Below are 19469 nucleotides of genomic sequence, written 5' to 3'. Positions count from 1 at the left end.
AGCTGGCCTCCAAGAAAAACAACCTCCAGCGATTTAGATCAAAGAGCGCACAGAATCCTGGAGGGATCGCATGAACAGCTGGTTTGCCAATATCAGCGTCAACCTGAAACTCGCCCTGGGCTTCGGCCTGGTGCTGCTGCTGACCGGCCTGTTGGCCCTGACCGGCTGGACCAGCCTGGGCGGTCTGATCGACCGCAGCAACTGGATGAGCGACATCACCCAGCTCAACAACGAGCTCACCGAACTGCGCATCGCCCGCCTGCAGTACATGATTGCCGACGGTGACGACAAGCTCGCGCAGAATGTCCAGGCCAAGCTGGATACCTTCAAGGCCCGCCAGCAGAACCTGCTGAACACCTTCAAGAGCCCGGAGAACGTCAAGCTGCTGCGCGAACAGGCGCAGGTGGTCGCCGCCTACGAGGTGTCCCTGGCCAAGATGCGCAGCGCCTACAAGCAGGGTGGCGAAGCGCGCCGCAGCATGGGCGTTACCGCCAATGAGGCCGGTGCCCTGATGGAAACCCTGCTGGCCGACAGCCTGTCCTCTGGCCAGAGTGACAGCGAGCGCCTGGAACATCTCAAGCGCCTGACCACCGTACGCCAGCACCTGCTGCTGGCCCGCTTCGAGGTGCGCGGCTACATCGCCGACCTCACCCCGGAAACCGAACAGGTCGCCGCCCGCCAGCTCGACGCCACCCTGGCCGAAACCCGCCAGCTGGCCGCCACCGATGCTCGTGCCCGACCGCTCGAGGCCGCCACCCTGCACTACGCCGAAGCGGTGCGCAGCTTCAAGGCCGCCAACACGGCGATCGGCGAGGCGCGCAAGGAAATGACCACCCAGGGCTACGACATCGTGCGCCTGAGCGATGAGCTGTACGCCATCCAGCTGCAACGTCGCGACCTCGAAAGTGCCCAGGCGCGTACCTGGCAACTGGCAAGCACCCTGGCGGCGCTGCTGTTCGGCGTGCTGGCGGCGATCATCATCACCCGCCAGATCACCCGCCCGCTGCGCGAAACCCTGGAAGTGGTGGAGAAGATCGCCACCGGCGACCTGACCCACACCCTGCGCGTCACCCGCCGTGACGAACTGGGCGTGCTGCAACAAGGCATCCAGCGCATGGGCGAAACCCTGCGCGACCTGATCGGCGGCATCCGTGACGGCGTGACCCAGATCGCCAGCGCGGCCGAAGAGCTGTCGGCGGTCACCGAGCAGACCAACGCCGGGGTCAACAGCCAGAAGGTCGAGACCGACCAGGTGGCCACCGCCATGCACGAAATGGCGGCCACCGTGCAGGAAGTGGCGCGCAATGCCGAGCAGGCGTCCGAGGCCGCCACCGACGCCGACGGCCAGGCCCGCGCCGGTGACCAGGTGGTGGCCCAGGCCATCGCGCAGATCGAGCGCCTGGCGGTCGAGGTCAACCGTTCCACCGAGGCCATGGGCCAGTTGCAGCAGGAAAGCCAGAAGATCGGCAGCGTGATGGACGTGATCAAGTCGGTGGCCGAACAGACCAACCTGCTGGCGCTCAACGCCGCGATCGAAGCGGCACGGGCGGGTGAAGCCGGGCGTGGTTTTGCCGTGGTGGCCGATGAAGTGCGCGGCCTGGCGCAGCGCACCCAGAAGTCCACCGAGGAAATCGAGGTGCTGGTGGCGGGCCTGCAAAGCGGCACCCAGCAGGTGGCCAACGTGATGCATGGCAGCCGCAGCCTGACCGACAGCAGCGTGGAGCTGACGCGCAAGGCGGGTGCCTCGCTGGAGAACATCACCCGCGTGGTGTCTAACATCCAGTCGATGAACCAGCAGATCGCTGCGGCGGCCGAGCAGCAGAGCGCGGTGGCCGAAGAGATCAGCCGCAGCATCCTGAACGTGCGTGATGTGTCGGAGCAGACGGCGGCGGCGAGCCAGGAGACGGCGGCATCCAGCGTCGAGCTGGCGCGCCTGGGCAATCAGTTGCAGATGCTGGTCAGCCACTTCCGCGTCTGACCGCATCGGACGGCGTAACCATCGCGGGTCAAGCCCGCTCCCACCAGGTTCAGCGAAACCTTGTGGGAGCGGACTTGGCCCGCGATGCTGTCAGCCCTTACTTGACGACCTGCCCCACCCCGCGTCCACGCGGGTCAGACGCGGTTTCCAGCGCCGAACCCGTCACCCGGATCGCCTGGATATCGCCCATCTCCCAGCCCTGGTCCTCCAGGGTGTAGCCCATCTTCTTCAGTTCCTCGGCCACCTTGCCATCGAGCGGCGCATAGGCGTCGTAGTAGATAGTGTCCTTGGGCAGCAACTGGTGGTGCACACGCTGCGCCGCCACCGCCTTCTCCAGCGGCAGGTTGTAGTCGTACAGGTTGTTGAGCACCTGGAAGATCGAGGTGAAGATCCGCGAGCCACCCGGCGTACCCAGCACCAGCGTGACCTTGCCATCGCGGGTCACCAGGCTCGGGGCCATCGACGACAGCATGCGCTTGCCCGGCTCGATGGCATTGGCATCGCCACCGACCACACCGAAGGCGTTCGCCACACCCGGCTTGGCACTGAAGTCGTCCATCTCGTCATTGAGCAGGAAGCCCGCGCCCTTCACCACCACGCCGCTGCCGTAGTCCCAGTTCAGGGTGTAGGTGTTGCTGACCGCGTTGCCCTGCTTGTCGACGATGGAGAAGTGCGTGGTCTGGTGCGGCTCCAGCCCAGGGCGCACCTTGGCGGTGTCGGAGATGGCGGTCGGGTTGACCTCTTGCGCGCGCTTGGCCAGGTAGTCCTTGGCAATCAGCTGCGCCACCGGCACCTTGGAAAACGCCGGGTCGCCCAGGTAGTCGGCACGGTCGGCGAACACACGCTTCTCGATTTCCGAAAGCAGGTGGATGTAGCGTGCCGAGTTCAGCTCGACACCCTTGAAGTCGGCTGCGCGGTTTTCCTTTATGCCCAGCAACTGCGCCAGCGCGATGCCGCCCGAGCTGGGCAGCGGCGCGGTGTAGACCACGTTGCCACGCCATTCGATGCCCATCGGCTCACGCCACACGGCCTTGTAGTCCTTGAGGTCTTCCTTGCTGACCAGGCCCTTGTCGGCCTGCATCTGCGCCACCAGCAGGTCGGCGGTCTTGCCCTGGTAGAACTCGCTCACACCCTTGTCGGCAATGCGCTCCAGGGTCTGCGCCAGCTCGGGCTGCCTGAAGGTCTCGCCCACCTTCATGCTGCCGAAATAGTCGTTGAAGTTGGTGCTGTCCTTGAACAGCCCCTGGGCATCTTCGCGGTACTGGTACTGCTTGGCGGCGATCTTGAAGCCGTTCTTCGCGTAGCCCACCGCCGGGGTCAGCAGCTCGGCCCAGGGCAGCTTGCCGAACTTCTGGTGCGCCTCCCACAGGCCCATCACCGTGCCCGGCACCCCGGCGGCCCGGGCGCCCACCAGGCTGAGGTTCTCGATGATCTCGCCTTTGTCGTCCAGGTACATGTTGCGGCTGGCCGCCTTGGGCGCCACTTCACGGTAGTCGAGGAAGTAGGGTTTGCCATCCATGTACAGGGTCATGAAACCGCCGCCGCCGATGTTGCCGGCCTCGGGGTAGGTAACGGCCAGGGTGAAGGCAGTGGCCACCGCGGCGTCCACTGCGTTGCCGCCCTTCTTGAGGATGTCGGCGGCGACCTGTGCACCATATTGATCGGGCGCGGCCACCGCGCCGCCGTCCAGCGTCACGGCATAGGCTGATGAGCTGGCGACGATCGCAGCGCTCAAGGTCAGCGTTCGAAACATCAGAGTGCGCATGCGGGTTTCCTTGGTGTTGTTTTTATCGAACAACCATTAAGGCGCATGCCCAGGGATTTTTCAAATGCCGCCTGCGGTTTTCAGCAGGCGTAGATCGACAGCTTGTGCTGGATGAAATCCAGAAAGCACTGGATACGCAGGGCCAGTTGCGAGTTGCGGTAGTACACCGCATTGATCGGCTGGCGATAGCCGCTGTTGGCCTCGGCCAGCACCAGTTGCAGGCGGCCGGCCTGGAGGTCTTCGTGGGTCATGAAGTGCGACAGGCAGGCAATGCCTTCGCCGGCCAGCGCCAGGTGGCGCAGGGTTTCGCCGCTGGAGGCGCACAGGTCGGGGCGGATCGCCAGGCGGTCGCCTTCGGTGTGGCGCAGCGGCCAGTGATTGAGGGTTTCGGTCTGGGTGAAGCCCAGCAGCGAATGCCCGGCCAGTTCCTCCACATGCCGTGGCGTACCGCGCCGCGCAAGGTACGCGGGGCTGGCCAGCACATGCAGCGGGCTGCACCCCAGCGAGCGGGCGTGCAGGCTGGAGTCGGCCAGCTCGCCGATGCGGATGGCGATATCGGTGCTCTGTTCGAGCAGGTCGATGATCAGGTCGTCGGTGTTGAGCTCCAGCTGGATATCCGGGTACAGCTGGCGGAACTCCCCCACCCAGGGCACGATGGCATGCAGCATGAACGGCGCCGCCGCATTGATGCGCAGGCGCCCGGACGGGGTCTGGCGGTGCAGGCTCAGGCGCTCTTCGAGTTCGTCCATCTGTTGCAGGATGGCCTTGGCACGCTCGAAGAAAAACCGCCCCTCTTCGGTGAGGTCCATGCGCCGCGTGGTGCGGTTGATCAGCGTGGTGCCCAGCTTGGCCTCCAGCCGCGACAGGCTGCGGCTGATGGCCGACGGGGTCTGCCCGCCCTGTTCGGCGGCGGCGGAAATAGAGCCGCACTCGATGACCGAGACGAACATCTGCAATTCATCGGACCTGGCTTTCACGGCTGTTCCCTGGTGTGGCGTTCAGCCGTGATAGATAGCCGCTTGGCGTTGCCCGCGCAACCCTTCATCAGGCGCCAGTGTGGAAAACCCGGGCCAGGTGCTGCTCGTAGCCGGCCACGGCAGCCTCGACGTTGGGGTTCTTCATCACGTCGGTGGCCAGGTAGGTCGGCAGACCGCTCATGCCCAGGAACTGGTTGGCCTTGTGGAACGGGAAGTACACCGCGTCCACGCCCTTGCCTTCGAAAAACTGCGCCGGATCGTCGAACGCTTCCTGCGGTGCGTTCCAGGTCAGCGACAGCATGTACTGCTTGCCCTGGATCAGGCCGCCGCTGCCGTACTTGCTCGACGCATCGGAGCGGGTGCGCCCGTCGCTGGCGTAGAGGCTGCCGTGGCCGGCGGTGAACACTTCGTCCAGGTACTGCTTGACGGTCCACGGCGCGCCCATCCACCAACCGGGCATCTGGTAGATGACCACGTCGGCCCAGAGGTACTTCTGCACTTCTTCGGCAACGTCGTAGCCGCCATCGATGTAGGTGCTCCTGACGTCGAAACCGGCGCGGTCGAGAAACGCCAGCGCGGCCTCGTGCAGGGTCTCGTTCAGGCGGCCATCGGAGTGGGCGAACTGCTTGCCGCCGTTGAGCAACAGGATCTTCTTCATCATCTGCCTCATGTGTGTTCGGGGCGGCCAACAGAAGGGGCGGCCCGGTGAATGTGATGGCGGCAGATTAATCAGTTCAGCGCAGCGGAAATACCCTCGCGCGGGCAAAACGCTTTTGACCAAAAAGCACGAATTCAGCGCTTATTGTTGAAATAAGATTGGCTCACTTTTTACAGGAACCTCCCCATGAGCGAACCCTACGGTTTCATCCTCAAAGCCAAGACCCGCCCCGAAAAGGCCGAGGAGTTCGAGGCGCTGTTTCGCAGCTATGTAGAACCCAGCCGTGCCGAGCCCGGCTGCATCGAGTACCACATGCTGCGCGACCGGCAGGACCCGAGCCTGTTCGTGTTCTACGAAATCTGGGCCAGCAAGGCCGCACTGGATGTGCATTCGGCGCTGCCGCACATGCAGCAGTTTGCCGAGCGGCGCATGGAATACCTTGAGCGCGACTTCGACATCCAGTTGATCGAGATGCTCAGCCCGTCCTCGGCTAGCCGTTGAGCGCCAGATGGGCGCCCAGCAGCGCCAGGCCGATGAAAAAGCAGCGTTTGAACAGCACGGCACTGATGCGCTGACGCAGGCACTGGCCCAGCCACATGCCCAGCAATGCCGGTATCAGCACCACCAGCGAGGCCCCCAGCGCCTCGCCGCCCAGTGCGCCCTGCCCGGCAAGGCCCACGGCCAGCGCCAGGGTCGAGACGGTGAACGACAGGCCCAGCGCCTGCACCATCTGTTCACGGTGCAGGCCCAGGGCCTGCAGGTACGGTACGGCCGGTATCACGAACACCCCGGTGGCGGCGGTGATGATGCCCGTCACCAACCCGCACAGCGGGCCCAGCCAGCGCTCGTGGCGGGGGGCCAGGTGCAGGCCTGGGTGGCACAGGCCGTACAGCGCATACACCAGCAACGCCGCGCCCAATGCGTGCGCCGCCCACGCGCCACTGTCGATGCCCAGCCAGACACTGCCCAGCAAGGTACCGATGAAGATCATCAATTGCATCGGCCAGAGCCTGCGCAGCAATGCACGCAAGTGGCCACCCGCCGCCAGCTGCCAAAGGTTGGTGACCGTCGACGGCACGATCAGCAGCGCGGCAGCCTGCGCCGGTGACATAGCCAGCCCCAGCAACCCCATGGCCACGGTGGGCAGGCCCAGGCCGATCACGCCTTTGACCGTGCCTGCCAGCACGAAGGTAAGCACAACCAGCAGCGATAGCGCCGGGCCGATAGCCTGATAGAAGCCGAATAAAGTCGTCATGGGCCCATGCTGCCCTGCCCGCACGTCCCTGAACAGTTGCCATATACTGAGCCAGACTATTGCCCAGGCAGAGGCTCATGCATTTCGATCTGATTGACCTACGACTGTTTCTGCACACCGTGGAGTGCGGCAACATCACCGCCGGCGCCCAGCGCAGCCACCTGTCGCTGCCGGCGGCCAGCGCGCGCATTCGCGCCATGGAAAGCTCGCTGGGCGTACCGCTGCTGCAGCGCAACCGGCGCGGCGTGCAACCCACGGCCGCCGGCCAAGCCCTGGTCAACCATGCGCGCCAGATCGGCCAGCAGGTGCAGCGGCTGCAATTCGACCTGGGCCAGTATGCCCAGGGGTTGCAGGGCCAGGTGCGGCTGCTGTGCAACACCGCGGCGCTGACCGAGTACCTGCCCGAACTGCTGGCGACGTTTCTGGCCCGCCACCCGGCCATCGACGTGGACGTGGTCGAATTGCCCAGCCTGCGTATCGTGCAGGCGATCACCCAGGGCGAGGCCGACCTGGGCATCATCTCCAATGCCGTGGCCAGCGAGCACCTGCAGAGCGTGGCGTTTCGCGACGACCCGCTGGTGCTGATCATGGCGCCGGATCACCCGCTGGCCAGCCACCCGCACCTGCGCTTTGCCGACACCCTTGAACATGGCCATGTCGGCCTGCAGGCAGACAGCGCCCTGGCCCTGTACCTGGAGGAACAGGCCCTGCACCTGGGGCGCCGGCTGCAGGTGCGGGTACGTGCCGAAGGCTTCGACGGGGTGATACGCATGGTGGCCCATGGCGCAGGCCTGGGCATCGTGCCGCAGGCTGCCGTGCAACGCTGGCAAGGGGTGCTGGTGCTGCACAGCCTGGCGCTGGACGAACCCTGGGCACAACGCCAGCTGCGCCTGTGCAGCCGCAATTTTTCGGCGCTTCCCGGGCACACGCGCACACTTCTGCAAAGCTTGTCGGCAGGCGCTATTGCCCCGGCAGGGACAATCCACCCACAATCGCCTTCGCGCACCGCTATGTAACAAGACAATGCCGTGCCTACGAGCCGTAAAGGGAGTTTTCCGTGCCGTCGATCTACCAGTTGAAACCGCGCTTCCAGGCGCTGCTGCGCCCTATGGTCAAGCGTCTGTACGAGCGCGGCATAACTGCCAACCAGGTGACGGTCGCCGCCGCGGCGGTCAGTGTGGCGCTCGGCCTGCTGCTGGCCGCCGCACCGCACATCACCTGGCTGTTCGCCCTGGTGCCGGCCTGGATGCTGCTGCGCATGGCGCTCAACGCCATCGACGGCATGCTCGCCCGGGAATTCGGCCAGCAGTCACGCCTGGGTGCCTACCTCAACGAGCTGTGCGACGTGGTCGCCGACAGCGCACTGTACCTGCCCTTCGCCCTGCTGCCGGGCGTGTCGCCGGCGCTGGTGGTGATTGTGGTGCTGGCCGCGCTGGTGAGCGAATACGCCGGGGTGATGGGCCCCCTGGTAGGCGCCGAACGCCGTTATGACGGCCCGATGGGCAAGAGCGACCGTGCCTTCGTGTTCGGTGTGCTCGGTGCCGGCGTGGCCACCGGCCTGCTGAGCGCAGCGTGGCTCAACGGCGTGTTGCTGGTGGTGCTGCTGCTGTCGCTTCATACCCTCTACAACCGGGTGAGCCGAGGCCTGGCGCAACCCCGCTGAAGCCCTCCGAGCCAGATAAGGATATTTGCCATGCGCACCGCGCAATCCCTGCATTTCACCACCCATGACGGCGTAGAGCTGCATTACCGCCACTGGCCGGCCAACCGCCAGCCCGGCCAGCCGCGCCGCGCCGTGGTGCTGTTCCACCGTGGCCACGAACACGGCGGGCGCATGGCCCACCTGGTGGATGAACTCGACCTGCCCGGCCATGACTTCTTCGCCTGGGACGCCCGTGGCCATGGCGAGTCGCCCGGGGCCCGTGGCGACAGCCCGAGCTTCGCGTGCAGCGTGCGCGATGTGCAGACCTTCATCGAGCACATCGCCCGCGAGCATGCCATCGACGAACAGGACATGGCGGTGCTGGCGCAAAGCGTCGGCGCCGTGCTGATCGCAACCTGGGCGCATGACTATGCGCCGAAGGTGCGCTGCCTGGTGCTCGCCTCGCCGGCCTTCAAGGTCAAGCTGTACGTGCCGTTCGCCCGCCCGGGGCTCAAGCTGATGCGCGCCTGGCGCGGCAACTTCTTCGTCAACAGCTACGTCAAGCCGCGCCTGCTCAGCCACGACCCCGAGCGCATCGCCTCGTATGAAAACGACCCACTGATCAGCCGGCCGATTTCGGTGAACATGCTGCTTGGGCTGTACGAAGCTGCCGATCGCGTGGTGGCCGATGCCCAGGCGATCCAGGTGCCGACCCAATTGCTGATTTCCGGCGCCGACTTCGTGGTCAAGCGCCAGCCGCAGGAGCAGTTCTTCGAGCGCCTGGGCAGCGTGCACAAGGAAAAGCACGTGCTGCCCGGCTTCTTCCACGACACCCTCGGCGAGCGTGATCGCGGGCATGCGCTGGCGCGTATCCGGCGCTTCGTGGAGCACTGCTTCAGCGTGGCGCCCCAGCGCCCGTCGCTGCTCGATGCCGACCAGCTCGGCGCCAGCTGCGCCGAGGCCGAAAGCCTGGCCGCGCCGCTGCCGCACAACTCGCCGGCCGACCTGTACTGGCGCGCAACCCGCGCCGGCCTGCGCCTGGGCAAGGGCCTGTCGAGCGGGGTCAAACTGGGCTTCGACACCGGTTTCGATTCGGGCAGCACGCTGGACTACGTCTACCGCAACCAGGCCACCGGCAAGGGCAAGCTGGGCCGCATGATCGACCGCAACTACCTCGACGCCATCGGCTGGAAGGGCATCCGCCAGCGCAAGCTGCATGTGGAAGAGCTGTTGCGCCTGGCCATCGAGCGCCTGCGCGAACAAGGCGCACCGGTGCATATCGTCGACATCGCCGCCGGCCATGGCCGCTACATTCTCGAAGCCCTGCAGGGCCTGGAGCAGCGCCCGGATTCGATCCTGCTGCGCGACTACAGCGAGCTCAACGTGCGCGAAGGCACGGCGCTGATCGAACACAAAGGCCTGGCCGACATCGCCCGCTTCGTGCAGGGCGATGCCTTCGATGCGCAGAGCCTGGCCACCCTTGAACCGCGTCCGAGTCTGGCGGTGGTATCGGGGCTGTATGAACTGTTCGCCAGCAACCAGATGGTCGGCGACTCGCTGGGCGGCCTGGCCCAGGCCGTGGCGCCGGGCGGCTACCTGGTATACACCGGCCAGCCGTGGCACCCGCAGCTGGAGATGATCGCCCGCGCCCTGACCAGCCACCGCGCCGGTCAGGCCTGGGTGATGCGTCGGCGCAGCCAGGTGGAGATGGACCAGCTGGTGGAAGCGGCAGGCTTTCGCAAGGTGTGCCAGCGCATCGACGAGTGGGGCATCTTCAGCGTCAGCCTGGCCCAGCGAGTTGCTGAATGAGCACAGTGCGCGAGCCGGGCCTGATCCGGCGCGGCGTGCTCTGGCTGCTGTTGCTCGGGCCGCTGTTCTTCTTGAGCTATGGCCTAAGCAACACCTTCACCGCCGGGCGCAGCGACGTCGGCAGCCTGGTGTTCGCCTGGGAAAGCAGCATCCCGCTGTGGCCGTGGACCATCCTGCCGTACTGGTCCATCGACCTGCTGTACGGGTTGTCCTTCCTGCTGCCGCTCAGCCGCCTGGAGATGGACCGGCATGCCTTGCGCCTGCTGAGCGCACAGTTGATCTGCATCGCCGGCTTTCTGCTGTGGCCGCTGCGCTTCACCTTCGAGCGCCCTGAACTGCAGGGCGTGTTCGGCTGGCTGTTCGATGTGCTGATGGGCTTCGACAAGCCGTTCAACCAGGCCCCTTCGCTGCACATCGCGCTGCTGGTGATCATCTGGGCGATGTTCGCCCGGCACACCCGTGGGCGGCTGATGCGCTGGCTGCTGCATGGCTGGATGGGGTTGATCGGTTTGTCGGTGCTGACCACCTGGCAGCACCACTTCATCGACGTGCCCAGTGGCGCAGTGGCAGGCGCGCTGTGTGTGTGGCTGTGGCCCGTGGAGGGCCGGCCGGTACTGGGCAGCCTGCAGCCGACCCGTGACCGCCGGCGCTGGCGCCTGGCCGCGTACTACGCGCTGGGCAGCGCCGTGCTGGGTGGGCTGGCGCTGTATGCCGGCGGTATCGCCCTGTTGCTGTTGTGGCCCGCCCTCGCACTGCTGATGGTGGCGCTCAACTATGCCGTGTTGGGCGCCGAGGGGTTTCAGAAAGACCCGAGCGGCCAGTTGTCGTATGCCGCGCGCTGGCTGCTGGCGCCGTACCTGATCGGCGCCTGGCTCAATTCGCGTTGGTGGACGCGCCGCCATCCACAGGCCGACGAGGTGTGCGAGGGGGTGTACCTGGGGCGGGTGCCTGCACGAGGTCAGGCGGCATCGTTTGCTGCGGTGGTCGACCTGTGTGCAGAACTGCCGGCGGCACACACGCCGGGCCAGGCCTATTGCAGCCTGCCCTGCCTGGACCTGGTGGTGCCCAGTGCCGAACGTTGCCGCGAGGCGGCCCAGGCCATCGAGCGACTGCGCCAGCAGGGCCCGCTACTGGTGTGCTGCGCCCTGGGTTACTCGCGCAGTGCCTGCGCCGTGGCCGCCTGGCTGGTACTCGGCGGGCGCTGCCAGAACGCGCAGCAGGCCCAGCAACTGATCGCCCAGGCCCGCCCCGGGGTCGTGCTGCACCCGGCGCACCGCCAGGTGATCGACAGCCTGCCGGCGGGGGGCGGCCTGTGAGTAGCCAGACCCACCTGGCGCTGGTGGCCAGCCTGTTGCGGCGCGGGCGCCAGGTGGAACGCCTGTCGGACGGCATCAGCCTGCTGGCGCTGGCCTATGGCCTGGCGCCACTTGCCGGCGCGCCGGCCCCTGTGATTGGCGCCCTGTTGTGCGTAATGCTGCTGGCAGCCGGCCTGCTGCAAAAATACTGGGGCATGCGTGTTGCGCTGGACGCTGAGCTGTTCGCGCACCTGGCCACCCAGGCCGCAACCTTGTCGCCAACTACCCGCGTGCTGGACCAGGCGCTGTTCGACCTGGGGCTCAAGCCCGCCCCGGTCGACGACCGCGACTGGCAGGCGCGCAGCCGGGCCGCACTGCGCCTGATGCGCCAGCAACTGCTGTGCCTTGGCGTGCAGGTACTGCTGGCGATTGCCGGCATACTGTGCCTGCCCTGGCTTTCTCTCGTCGGATAAGGACCTCGTCATGCTAGCCGCCCTCACCGCCTTCGGCATCACCTCGGTGGCCCGCCTGATCACGGGCGCCCGCGCCCTGTGGCTGGGCTGTACACCGCAGCCGGTGCAACGCCTGTACTACGCCAACCACAGCAGCCACGGGGACTTCGTGCTGATCTGGGCCTCGCTGCCCCAGGAACTGCGCCGGCACACCCGCCCGGTGGCCGGGGCCGATTACTGGCAAAAACCGGGCATTCGCCAATTTCTGATCAACCGGGTGTTCAACGGCGTACTGATCGACCGCCAGCACAGCGAGGCCCAGAGCGACCCCTTGCAGCCGATCCATGCGGCGCTGGAGCAGGGCGACTCACTGATCTTCTTCCCCGAGGGCACGCGCAACCTGGGCGACGAGCCCTTGCTGGCGTTCAAGAGCGGGCTGTTCCATCTGGCCAGTGCCCACCCCGAGGTGGAGGTGATCCCGGTGTGGATCGCCAACCTCAACCGGGTGATGCCCAAGGGCCGTGCCCTGCCCCTGCCGCTGCTGTGCACCCTGAGCTTCGGCGAGCCGCTGCAACGCTTGCCCGATGACAGCAAGCACGCGTTTCTGGAACGGGCACGCCTTGCCCTGCTGGCCCTGGCCCCCAAGGAATCCTGAGATGGACCACAACACACTTCTGCTGTTTGCCGGTATCGGTGGCCTGCTGCTGCTCGCCAGCCTGATCGGGCGCCTGCTCAAATGGCGCGCGGGCCCGGCCCCGCACGCGGTCATCGACAACCTCAATGCGCGCATCAATGCCTGGTGGGTGATGGTGCTGGTGATCGGCCTGGCCTTCGTGTTCGGCAAGCTGGGGGTCATCCTGCTGTTCTATTGCGTGTCGTTCTATGCGCTGCGCGAGTTCCTCACCCTCACGCCCACCCGGCGTGGCGACTACCCGGCACTGGTGGCGGCGTTCTATGTGGCGCTGCCGGTGCAGTACCTGCTGATCGCGATGGACTGGTACGGGTTGTTCAGCATCTTCATCCCGGTGTACCTGTTCTTGCTGCTGCCGATCCTGGCCAGTTTCGGCGGCGATACCACGCGCTTTCTGGAGCGGGCCTCGAAGGTGCAGTGGGGGCTGATGATCGCGGTGTACTGCCTGTCGTCGGTACCGGCCCTGATGACGCTGGATATCCCCGGGTTCGAGGGGCGCAACCTGCTGTTGATCGCCTGGCTGATTCTGGTGGTGCAGATTTCCGATGTACTGCAGTACGTGTGCGGCAAGCTGTTCGGCAAGCGCAAGGTAGCGCCGCGGCTGTCGCCGTCCAAGACGCTGGAGGGGTTGCTGGGCGGTGTGGCGCTGGCCACGCTGATCGGCGCGACGCTGTTCTGGATCACCCCGTTCACCTTCTGGCAGGCGGCGCTGATGGCGCTGACCGTGAACGTCATGGGCTTCTTTGGCGGGCTGGTGATGTCGGCGATCAAGCGTGACCGCGGGGTGAAGGACTGGGGGCACATGATCGAGGGGCACGGCGGCATGCTGGACCGCATGGATTCGGTATGTTTCGCGGCGCCGGTGTTCTTTCACTTTGTACGGTACTGGTGGGCTTGAGGGCCAGGCGAGTGCTGCGCACTCGATCGCGGGTCAAGCCCGCCCCCACAGGTACAGCACAGTCCCTGTGGGAGCGGGCTTGACCCGCGATGCTTTCTACTCGGGCTTGCGGTAGCCCTCGATGATCGCCGAGAAGTCCTTGCCACCCTCCCCGCGCAGGCTCATCGCCTGGTACAGCTGCTGCGCCACCGCGCCCAGAATCACCGGCTGGTGCGCCTGACGCGCCGCCTCGGTGGCCAGCCCCAGGTCCTTGAGCATCAGCTCCGCACCAAAGCCACCGGTGTACCCGCGTGATGCCGGCGCCGTCTCGACGATGCCCGGCCACGGGTTGTAGGTGTCCGAACTCCAGCAACGCCCGGTGGAGCTGTTGATGATGCCGGCCAGCACCTTGGTGTCGATGCCCAGGGCATTGCCCAGGGCCATGGCCTCGGACACGCCGATCATCGAGATGCCCAGCAGCAGGTTGTTGCAGATCTTGGCGATCTGCCCGGTACCCACCTCGCCGCAGTGCACGATGTTGCGCCCCATCTGCGCCAGCACCGGCTGCAGGGTGGCGAACAGCGCCTCACTGGCGCCGACCATGAAGGTCAGGGTACCCGCCGCCGCGCCGCCGGTGCCGCCCGACACCGGTGCATCGGCCAGGTCCACACCCTGCCTGGCCGCCGCTGCATGCACCGCACGCACGGTCTGCGGGTCGATGGTGCTGCAGTCCACTACCGGGGTACCGGCGCGTACGCCGGCCAGCACGCCGTCTTCGTTGAGGTACACGCTGCGCACATGGGCAGCGGCCGGCAGCATGGTGATGACCAGCTTGCTGGCGCTGGCCGCGTCCTTGGGCGAGGCACTGATCTGCCCGCCGAGTTCGGCCAGCTCTGCCAGTACGTCCTTGTTCAGGTCGAACAGACTGAGCTGATGGCCGGCCTTGATCAGGTTGCGCGCCATCGGCGCGCCCATGTTGCCCAGCCCGATGAATGCAATACGCATGGTCGACTCCTTAACGCAGGCTGATGGTGGTGTTCACGCCATCGTTGACGCTGTCGTCGTCGAACCAGCGCGCGGTGACGGTCTTGGTCTGGGTGTAGAACTGCACCACTTGCTTGCCGTAGGGGCCCAGGTCACCCAGCTTGGAGCCGCGCGAACCGGTGAAACTGAAGAACGGTACCGGCACCGGGATCGGAATGTTGATGCCCACCTGGCCCACGTCGATCTCGCTCTGGAACTTGCGCGCCGCGGCGCCGCTCTGGGTGAACAGGCCGGTGCCGTTGCCGAACGGGTTGCGGTTGACCAGCGCGATGGCCTCGTCGAGGGTGTCGACCTCCAGCACCACAAGCACCGGGCCGAAGATTTCCTGGGTGTAGATCTGCATGTCGGTGGTCACGCCGGAGAACAGCGTGGGGCCGACGAAGTTGCCCTGCTCGTAGCCGGGCACCTGCACGTCGCGGCCATCGAGTTCGAGGGTGGCGCCTTCCTTGATGCCGCTTTCGATCAGGCCCAGCACACGCTCCTTGGCGCGCTTGGAGATCAGCGGGCCCACATCGGTGCCAGGCTCGCTGCCGGCGTTGACCTTGAGCTTGGCGGCCAGGGCCTTGAGCTCCGGCAGCCATTCGCGGGCCTTGCCCACCAGCACCGCCACCGAGGTGGCCATGCAGCGTTGGCCGGCAGCGCCGAAACCGGCACCTACCAGGGCATTGAGGGTTTGCGTGCGGTTGGCGTCGGGCAGCACCACGGCGTGGTTCTTGGCGCCCATCATCGACTGCACGCGCTTGCCGTGCTGGCCGGCCAGGTTGTACACGTGGGTACCGACCTCGGTGGAGCCGACGAACGAGATCGCCTTGATGTCGGTATGGGTGCACAGCGCATCCACCACCTGCTTGCCGCCGTGCACTACGTTGAGCACGCCGGCCGGCACACCGGCTTCCAGCGCCAGCTCCACCAGCATCATGGTCGACAGCGGGTCCTGCTCGGACGGCTTGAGCACGAAGGTGTTGCCGCACACGATGGCCATCGGGAACATCCACAGCGGAATCATTGCCGGGAAGTTGAACGGGGTGATGCCGGCGCACACGCCGATGGGCTGGCGCAGGGTGTAGGTATCGACGCCGCCGGCCACGTTCTCGGCGAACTCGCCCATCTGCAGGGTGCCGATGGAGCACGCATGCTCGACCACTTCAAGGCCGCGGAAGATGTCGCCTTCGGCGTCGGCGATGGTCTTGCCCTGCTCGGCGCTCAGGGTCACGGCGATGCGCTTGGAGTGTTCGCGGATCAGCGCCTGCAGCTTGAGCATGATGCGCATGCGCGCGCCGATCGGGGTGTCGCGCCAGGTCTTGAACGCACGCTGGCCGGCAGCGATGGCGGCATCGACTTCTTCGGCGGTGGCAAAGGGTACGCGGGCCAGCACCTGCTGGGTGGCCGGGTTGACCACGTCGCGCCATTCGGTGGTTTTCGACTCGACCCACTGGCCGTCGATCAGCAGCTTGACGCTGTCGACCTTGGTCTGGCCGGGCGTGAGGGATGCGTTCATGAGGGGTTCTCCTGGATTTATTGTTAGGGAGAGAAACGCCGACGCGGCAGCCGCGACGGTGCTTGGGTCCTGGGCTGAATTGGAGTATAGATGTGCAAACTTCTAATAAGAACGCACATAAAAGCCGGACCAACATGCAAAAAAACATCACATCCCTGGGGTCGCTGAACTGGGACGACCTCAAGTTCTTCCTCGAAGTGGCGCGCACGCGCAAGGCCAGCAGCGCCGCCAAGCGCCTGGGCGTGGACTACACCACGGTGTCGCGGCGCATCAGTTCGCTGGAGGTGGCGCTGGGCACGTTGCTGTTCGAAAAGTCGCGCACCAGCGGCTTCGTGCTCACCGCCGAGGGGCAGCGCCTGCTCAGCTATGCCGAGGCCATCGAGAGCACCCTGCACATGGCCTGCGAGCAGGTGTCCGGCTCGGGCGTGGCGCTGTCGGGGCATGTGCGCATGGGCTGCACCGAAGGCTTCGGCAGCTTCTTCATCACCCCGCAGTTGAGCCACTTCGTCGATGCCTACCCGGCGATCTCGGTGGATATCCTGCCGCTGCCGCACTTCATCAGCCTGTCCAAACGCGAGGCCGACATCGTGATCGCGCTGGAGCGCCCGGAACACGGGCCCTATGTGTGCTGCAAGCTGTGCGACTACCGCCTGCGCCTGTACGCCACCCGCGACTACCTGGACAACCACGAGCCGATCCTGCGCAGCAGCGACCTGGCCCGGCACCCGTTCATCAGCTACGTGGACGACCTGGCATTCAGCTCCGAGCTGCTGTACCTGGCCAACCTGCTGCCCACCGCCACCGCACACCTGCGCAGCACCAGCGTGATCGCCCAGTACGTGGCGGCCCAGCAGGGTCGCGGGCTGGCCATCCTGCCGTGTTTTCTGGCCGCACAGGACCCGCGGCTGGTGCCGGTGCTGCCGGGGGAAGTGGAGATTACCCGGCAGTTCTGGATGTACTGCCGGGAAGACCTGCGCAAGCTCAAGCGCATCACGCTGCTGTGGGACTACATCCGCGACGTGACCGAGCGCAACGCGCCCCTGCTGATGGGCGAGTCGCACACGATGAGTTTTGCCGACTAGTCGGAGGCGACCACGATCGCCACGCGGCGGTTTTCGGTGCGGCCGGCGGCGGTGTCGTTGCTGGCCACCGGCTCGCGGCTGCCAAGGCCGCGGGTCTCGACGTTCTCGGGGCGCATGCCCACGCCCACCAGCACCCTGGCCACACTGGCCGCCCTGCGCGCCGACAGCTGTTCGTTGTAGCTGGCCTTGCCGGACGAATCGGTATGGCCATCCACCCGCACCCGCTCGATGTGCACCGACAGCAGCGCCTTGCCGATACGCTCGACGATCTCGCGGCTCTGGGTGTTGAGTGCATCCAGGTCGCTGCCGAACAGCACCTTGCCGGACAGGCCGAAGGTCCAGCCCTCGTCGGTGGGGGTGAACCCCTCCTGTTTGAGCACGGCTATCTGCTCGGGGGTCAGGCCCTTGGGCGGCGGGGTCTGGCAGCCGCCGAGGGCGAAAAGGGCCAGGGCCAGACAGGCCAGGTGCAAGCGAAGGTATCGAGTCAGGTGAATCACGGTTCAGCTCCTGTTTTTGCGCTGGACGCAGAGAACTCCGCCTCTGCCGACTGGGGCCCGTCACGGGTGTGACGCTTGGCCTGGTACATCGCCGCATCGGCGGCATTGAGCAACTCGGCCGGGGTACGGCCGTCATCGGGAAACACTGCGATGCCTACGCTCAACGAGGTAACGACGCACTGGCCGTCCGGCAGGCGGATAGGCAGGCTCATGCTGGCGGCTATCTTGTCGGCGATACGCTGGGCATCCTCGAAGCGATGCAGAGGGGTAAGCAGCACCGCAAATTCGTCCCCCCCCAGACGCGCCACCAGGTCGTGCTCGCGCAGCTGCGCACGCACCCGGCTGGCCACGGCGACCAGCACCTCGTCGCCTGCGGCATGGCCGTAGCTGTCGTTGATTTCCTTGAAGCGGTCGCTGTCCAGAAACAGCAGCGCCAGCCCGTCGCCATGCTTGATCGCGTTGCGCAGGCTGCGGCTCAGGCGGCCCTCGAAGAACGCCCGGTTGGGCAGGCCGGTCAGGCTGTCGTGGCTGGCCTGGTGGGCCAGGGTCTCGTTCTCGCTCTGCAGGTGGTTTTGCCAGGCTTCCATTTCGTCGAGCAGGGCATTGAAGTCGTTGCCCAGCTCGTTGAGTTCGGCGATCTGGGTGGAGGGCACGCGCCGGTCGAAGCTGCGTTCGCGCCGCGCCGCATGGGCCACGCTGGCCAGCCCGCGCAGGGGCCCCACGATATCGGCGAACAGCCGGCGCGACAGGTACAGGGCACTTACCGCGCTGAGCGCCGTGCACAGCAGAATGCCCGCCAGACCACTGAGCAGAAAGCGCATCAGGCTGCCGCCCTGGCCAACCAGCTCGATGCGCCCCACCTGCTGGCCCTGGTGCACCACCGGCAGCCGGATCGGCTCTTCGAGCAGGGTCCGGGCGATCTTGAGCTCCAGCTGGTCGAGCATGCCGCCTTCACTGCGCTCCCAACTGGCCAGCAACTGGTCCGCATCGTCGAAGACCTTGACGTTGGCCACTTCCTCGGCCGCAGCAATCAGCGCCAGGGCTTCGTTGGCGGCGCTGCTGTCGTTGAACACCACCGCGGCCTCGACGGTGTAGTTGATCGAACGGGCAATCAGGTGAAGGTTGTGGTTGGCATAGACGCGCAATGCCAGCACCCCCAGCACGGTCAGCGAGATGCCGGCCAGCCCGATGGCCAGCAACGCCACGCCCAGGTGCCCGCGGCTGAGCACCGCGCGCAACGTGGTCCGTTCGCGTGTCTTGAGCCAGCCGATCATGGCTGCAGCGCTCGGCGCCGCGACAATTGCAGCACGCTGGGATGGATGCGCACGCCGCTGCGCGCCACCGAGTCGAGGTTCACGTCAAAGGCCACCTGGGTGTCCTTGACCCGCAGGCAGAACAGGCTGCCGACCGTACAGGGGTCATCCGCTTCGCTGATGCTCAGCACCGGCTTGCCGTTGATCGCGCTGATGAGCTGGCTGCGCGCCTCGCCACTGAGCTTGCCGATGTACACCGCATCGCACTGGGTGAGGATACGCGGATCCCCCGCCAGCAGACGACGTACGGTCAGCGGCCGGCCGGTGGCCTGGGTGGTCCCCTTGACCAGGTCGTCGGCATATTCGGTAGGGCCGATCAGGCACAGGCGCAGCTGTTCGGGTTCCACCGGCCAGCGCGCGTAACTGAGGATACCCAGTACCACCTGGGTCACTGCCTTGGCCCGCTGCTCGGCCAGTGTGGCGGCTGCGGCGCCCTGGGCCATGCCGTGCAGCGGAAGTACCAGCACCAACGCCGCCAGCAGCATGAGCCTCCAGCGTTTTACACGTCCCGGTGTAAGGGCGGCGACCTTCATATAGGAAATCTCTTAAGACCATGCCTTGCGTGGGGGCAAGATAGCATAACGCCTGCTTTTCCCGCGAGGTCGCCTCCAAGGGCGGATCAGCCGAATCGTCGCC

The 19469-nt window shown here is 66.2% G+C and carries 19 protein-coding genes; 10 read left to right on the top strand and 9 right to left on the bottom strand.

Translation table 11 applies throughout. From position 1 onward, the window contains the following. Positions 1 to 70 precede the first annotated feature (70 nt). A complete protein-coding gene (locus KH389_RS03320; protein WP_043860700.1) occupies positions 71 to 1978 on the top strand; it encodes a methyl-accepting chemotaxis protein in 1908 nt (635 codons plus the stop codon). A 97-nt stretch (positions 1979 to 2075) separates the two neighbouring features. Here KH389_RS03320 and ggt read toward each other — a convergent pair whose 3' ends face one another. The 3 genes from ggt to mdaB all read right to left on the bottom strand — a co-directional run bounded on the left by ggt (position 2076) and on the right by mdaB (position 5378). Continuing rightward, positions 2076 to 3743, bottom strand: a complete 1668-nt coding sequence (ggt, locus tag KH389_RS03315) for a gamma-glutamyltransferase (protein WP_043860701.1) — start codon at positions 3741 to 3743, stop codon at positions 2076 to 2078. 80 nt (positions 3744 to 3823) lie between these two features. Beyond that, the gene (locus KH389_RS03310; protein WP_054916552.1) at positions 3824 to 4720 is read right to left on the bottom strand and encodes a LysR family transcriptional regulator; all 897 of its coding nucleotides are present in this window, start codon (positions 4718 to 4720) and stop codon (positions 3824 to 3826) included. Between the two features lie 67 nt (positions 4721 to 4787). Continuing rightward, a complete protein-coding gene (mdaB, locus tag KH389_RS03305) occupies positions 4788 to 5378 on the bottom strand; it encodes an NADPH:quinone oxidoreductase MdaB (protein ID WP_054916551.1) in 591 nt (196 codons plus the stop codon). 186 nt (positions 5379 to 5564) lie between these two features. On the opposite strand from mdaB, the gene KH389_RS03300 reads away from it, so the two are divergent. Continuing rightward, positions 5565 to 5879: a putative quinol monooxygenase gene (locus tag KH389_RS03300; protein WP_043860704.1), complete on the top strand. Its 315-nt coding sequence runs from the start codon at positions 5565 to 5567 to the stop codon at positions 5877 to 5879. On the opposite strand, the gene KH389_RS03295 is transcribed toward KH389_RS03300, so the two are convergent. Then, entirely contained in the window at positions 5869 to 6633 is a 765-nt protein-coding gene (locus tag KH389_RS03295; protein ID WP_078481792.1) for a sulfite exporter TauE/SafE family protein, read from the bottom strand. The genes KH389_RS03300 and KH389_RS03295 overlap by 11 nt on opposite strands. Before the next feature lie 77 nt (positions 6634 to 6710). On the opposite strand from KH389_RS03295, the gene KH389_RS03290 reads away from it, so the two are divergent. The 7 genes from KH389_RS03290 to KH389_RS03260 are packed head-to-tail and all read left to right on the top strand — an operon-like array spanning position 6711 to position 13420. Further along, on the top strand, positions 6711 to 7649 hold the full coding sequence (locus tag KH389_RS03290) for a LysR family transcriptional regulator (protein ID WP_213606874.1): 939 nt from the start codon (positions 6711 to 6713) through the stop codon (positions 7647 to 7649). 41 nt (positions 7650 to 7690) lie between these two features. After that, positions 7691 to 8296, top strand: a complete 606-nt coding sequence (locus tag KH389_RS03285) for a CDP-alcohol phosphatidyltransferase family protein (protein ID WP_054916548.1) — start codon at positions 7691 to 7693, stop codon at positions 8294 to 8296. A 30-nt stretch (positions 8297 to 8326) separates the two neighbouring features. Next, positions 8327 to 10084: a bifunctional alpha/beta hydrolase/class I SAM-dependent methyltransferase gene (locus KH389_RS03280; protein ID WP_058540748.1), complete on the top strand. Its 1758-nt coding sequence runs from the start codon at positions 8327 to 8329 to the stop codon at positions 10082 to 10084. Continuing rightward, positions 10081 to 11400: a phosphatase PAP2/dual specificity phosphatase family protein gene (locus tag KH389_RS03275; RefSeq protein ID WP_058540749.1), complete on the top strand. Its 1320-nt coding sequence runs from the start codon at positions 10081 to 10083 to the stop codon at positions 11398 to 11400. Before KH389_RS03280 ends, KH389_RS03275 begins: the two co-directional genes overlap by 4 nt. After that, the gene (locus tag KH389_RS03270; protein ID WP_058540750.1) at positions 11397 to 11852 is read left to right on the top strand and encodes a hypothetical protein; all 456 of its coding nucleotides are present in this window, start codon (positions 11397 to 11399) and stop codon (positions 11850 to 11852) included. The genes KH389_RS03275 and KH389_RS03270 overlap by 4 nt, the downstream gene beginning before the upstream one ends. Before the next feature lie 10 nt (positions 11853 to 11862). Further along, a complete protein-coding gene (locus KH389_RS03265; RefSeq protein WP_058540751.1) occupies positions 11863 to 12486 on the top strand; it encodes a lysophospholipid acyltransferase family protein in 624 nt (207 codons plus the stop codon). Position 12487: 1 nt separating this feature from the next. Continuing rightward, a complete protein-coding gene (locus KH389_RS03260; RefSeq protein WP_043860712.1) occupies positions 12488 to 13420 on the top strand; it encodes a phosphatidate cytidylyltransferase in 933 nt (310 codons plus the stop codon). Between the two features lie 96 nt (positions 13421 to 13516). Here KH389_RS03260 and mmsB read toward each other — a convergent pair whose 3' ends face one another. Next, positions 13517 to 14404 carry a 3-hydroxyisobutyrate dehydrogenase gene (gene mmsB, locus KH389_RS03255; RefSeq protein WP_058540752.1) on the bottom strand — a complete coding sequence of 296 codons (888 nt, stop codon included), beginning with the start codon at positions 14402 to 14404 and terminating at the stop codon, positions 13517 to 13519. Positions 14405 to 14414: 10 nt separating this feature from the next. Beyond that, entirely contained in the window at positions 14415 to 15941 is a 1527-nt protein-coding gene (locus tag KH389_RS03250; protein WP_043860714.1) for a CoA-acylating methylmalonate-semialdehyde dehydrogenase, read from the bottom strand. A 134-nt stretch (positions 15942 to 16075) separates the two neighbouring features. On the opposite strand from KH389_RS03250, the gene KH389_RS03245 reads away from it, so the two are divergent. Further along, on the top strand, positions 16076 to 17023 hold the full coding sequence (locus tag KH389_RS03245) for a LysR family transcriptional regulator (RefSeq protein WP_043860715.1): 948 nt from the start codon (positions 16076 to 16078) through the stop codon (positions 17021 to 17023). On the opposite strand, the gene yfiB is transcribed toward KH389_RS03245, so the two are convergent. The 3 genes from yfiB to yfiR are packed head-to-tail and all read right to left on the bottom strand — an operon-like array spanning position 17020 to position 19366. Next, complete coding sequence (gene yfiB, locus KH389_RS03240; RefSeq protein ID WP_058540757.1) at positions 17020 to 17511, bottom strand: outer membrane lipoprotein YfiB; 492 nt, start codon at positions 17509 to 17511, stop codon at positions 17020 to 17022. The genes KH389_RS03245 and yfiB overlap by 4 nt on opposite strands. A 5-nt stretch (positions 17512 to 17516) precedes the next feature. Continuing rightward, on the bottom strand, positions 17517 to 18794 hold the full coding sequence (gene dgcN, locus KH389_RS03235) for a diguanylate cyclase DgcN/YfiN (protein ID WP_043860716.1): 1278 nt from the start codon (positions 18792 to 18794) through the stop codon (positions 17517 to 17519). Continuing rightward, positions 18791 to 19366 carry a regulatory sequestration protein YfiR gene (gene yfiR / locus KH389_RS03230; protein ID WP_043860717.1) on the bottom strand — a complete coding sequence of 192 codons (576 nt, stop codon included), beginning with the start codon at positions 19364 to 19366 and terminating at the stop codon, positions 18791 to 18793. Before yfiR ends, dgcN begins: the two co-directional genes overlap by 4 nt. Positions 19367 to 19469: the final 103 nt, after the last annotated feature.

It is taken from the genome of Pseudomonas qingdaonensis (genome assembly GCF_018398475.1).
GTDB classification, from domain to species: domain Bacteria; phylum Pseudomonadota; class Gammaproteobacteria; order Pseudomonadales; family Pseudomonadaceae; genus Aquipseudomonas; species Aquipseudomonas palmensis.
The sequence above is the reverse complement of the archived record's forward strand: the minus strand, read 5'-3'. Positions and strand labels throughout refer to the sequence as shown.

Excerpts from the sequence above, each read along its gene's own strand:
- KH389_RS03275 (WP_058540749.1), top strand. The coding sequence starts at position 10,081 with ATGAGCACAGTGCGCGAGCCGGGCCTGATCCGGCGCGGCGTGCTCTGG.
- KH389_RS03260 (WP_043860712.1), top strand. The coding sequence starts at position 12,488 with ATGGACCACAACACACTTCTGCTGTTTGCCGGTATCGGTGGCCTGCTG.
- KH389_RS03245 (WP_043860715.1), top strand. The coding sequence starts at position 16,076 with ATGCAAAAAAACATCACATCCCTGGGGTCGCTGAACTGGGACGACCTC.
- KH389_RS03320 (WP_043860700.1), top strand. The coding sequence starts at position 71 with ATGAACAGCTGGTTTGCCAATATCAGCGTCAACCTGAAACTCGCCCTG.
- mdaB (WP_054916551.1), bottom strand. The coding sequence starts at position 5,378 with ATGAAGAAGATCCTGTTGCTCAACGGCGGCAAGCAGTTCGCCCACTCC.
- ggt (WP_043860701.1), bottom strand. The coding sequence starts at position 3,743 with ATGCGCACTCTGATGTTTCGAACGCTGACCTTGAGCGCTGCGATCGTC.
- yfiR (WP_043860717.1), bottom strand. The coding sequence starts at position 19,366 with ATGAAGGTCGCCGCCCTTACACCGGGACGTGTAAAACGCTGGAGGCTC.
- KH389_RS03250 (WP_043860714.1), bottom strand. The coding sequence starts at position 15,941 with ATGAACGCATCCCTCACGCCCGGCCAGACCAAGGTCGACAGCGTCAAG.
- dgcN (WP_043860716.1), bottom strand. The coding sequence starts at position 18,794 with ATGATCGGCTGGCTCAAGACACGCGAACGGACCACGTTGCGCGCGGTG.
- KH389_RS03280 (WP_058540748.1), top strand. The coding sequence starts at position 8,327 with ATGCGCACCGCGCAATCCCTGCATTTCACCACCCATGACGGCGTAGAG.
- KH389_RS03295 (WP_078481792.1), bottom strand. The coding sequence starts at position 6,633 with ATGACGACTTTATTCGGCTTCTATCAGGCTATCGGCCCGGCGCTATCG.
- KH389_RS03265 (WP_058540751.1), top strand. The coding sequence starts at position 11,863 with ATGCTAGCCGCCCTCACCGCCTTCGGCATCACCTCGGTGGCCCGCCTG.
- KH389_RS03300 (WP_043860704.1), top strand. The coding sequence starts at position 5,565 with ATGAGCGAACCCTACGGTTTCATCCTCAAAGCCAAGACCCGCCCCGAA.
- mmsB (WP_058540752.1), bottom strand. The coding sequence starts at position 14,404 with ATGCGTATTGCATTCATCGGGCTGGGCAACATGGGCGCGCCGATGGCG.
- KH389_RS03290 (WP_213606874.1), top strand. The coding sequence starts at position 6,711 with ATGCATTTCGATCTGATTGACCTACGACTGTTTCTGCACACCGTGGAG.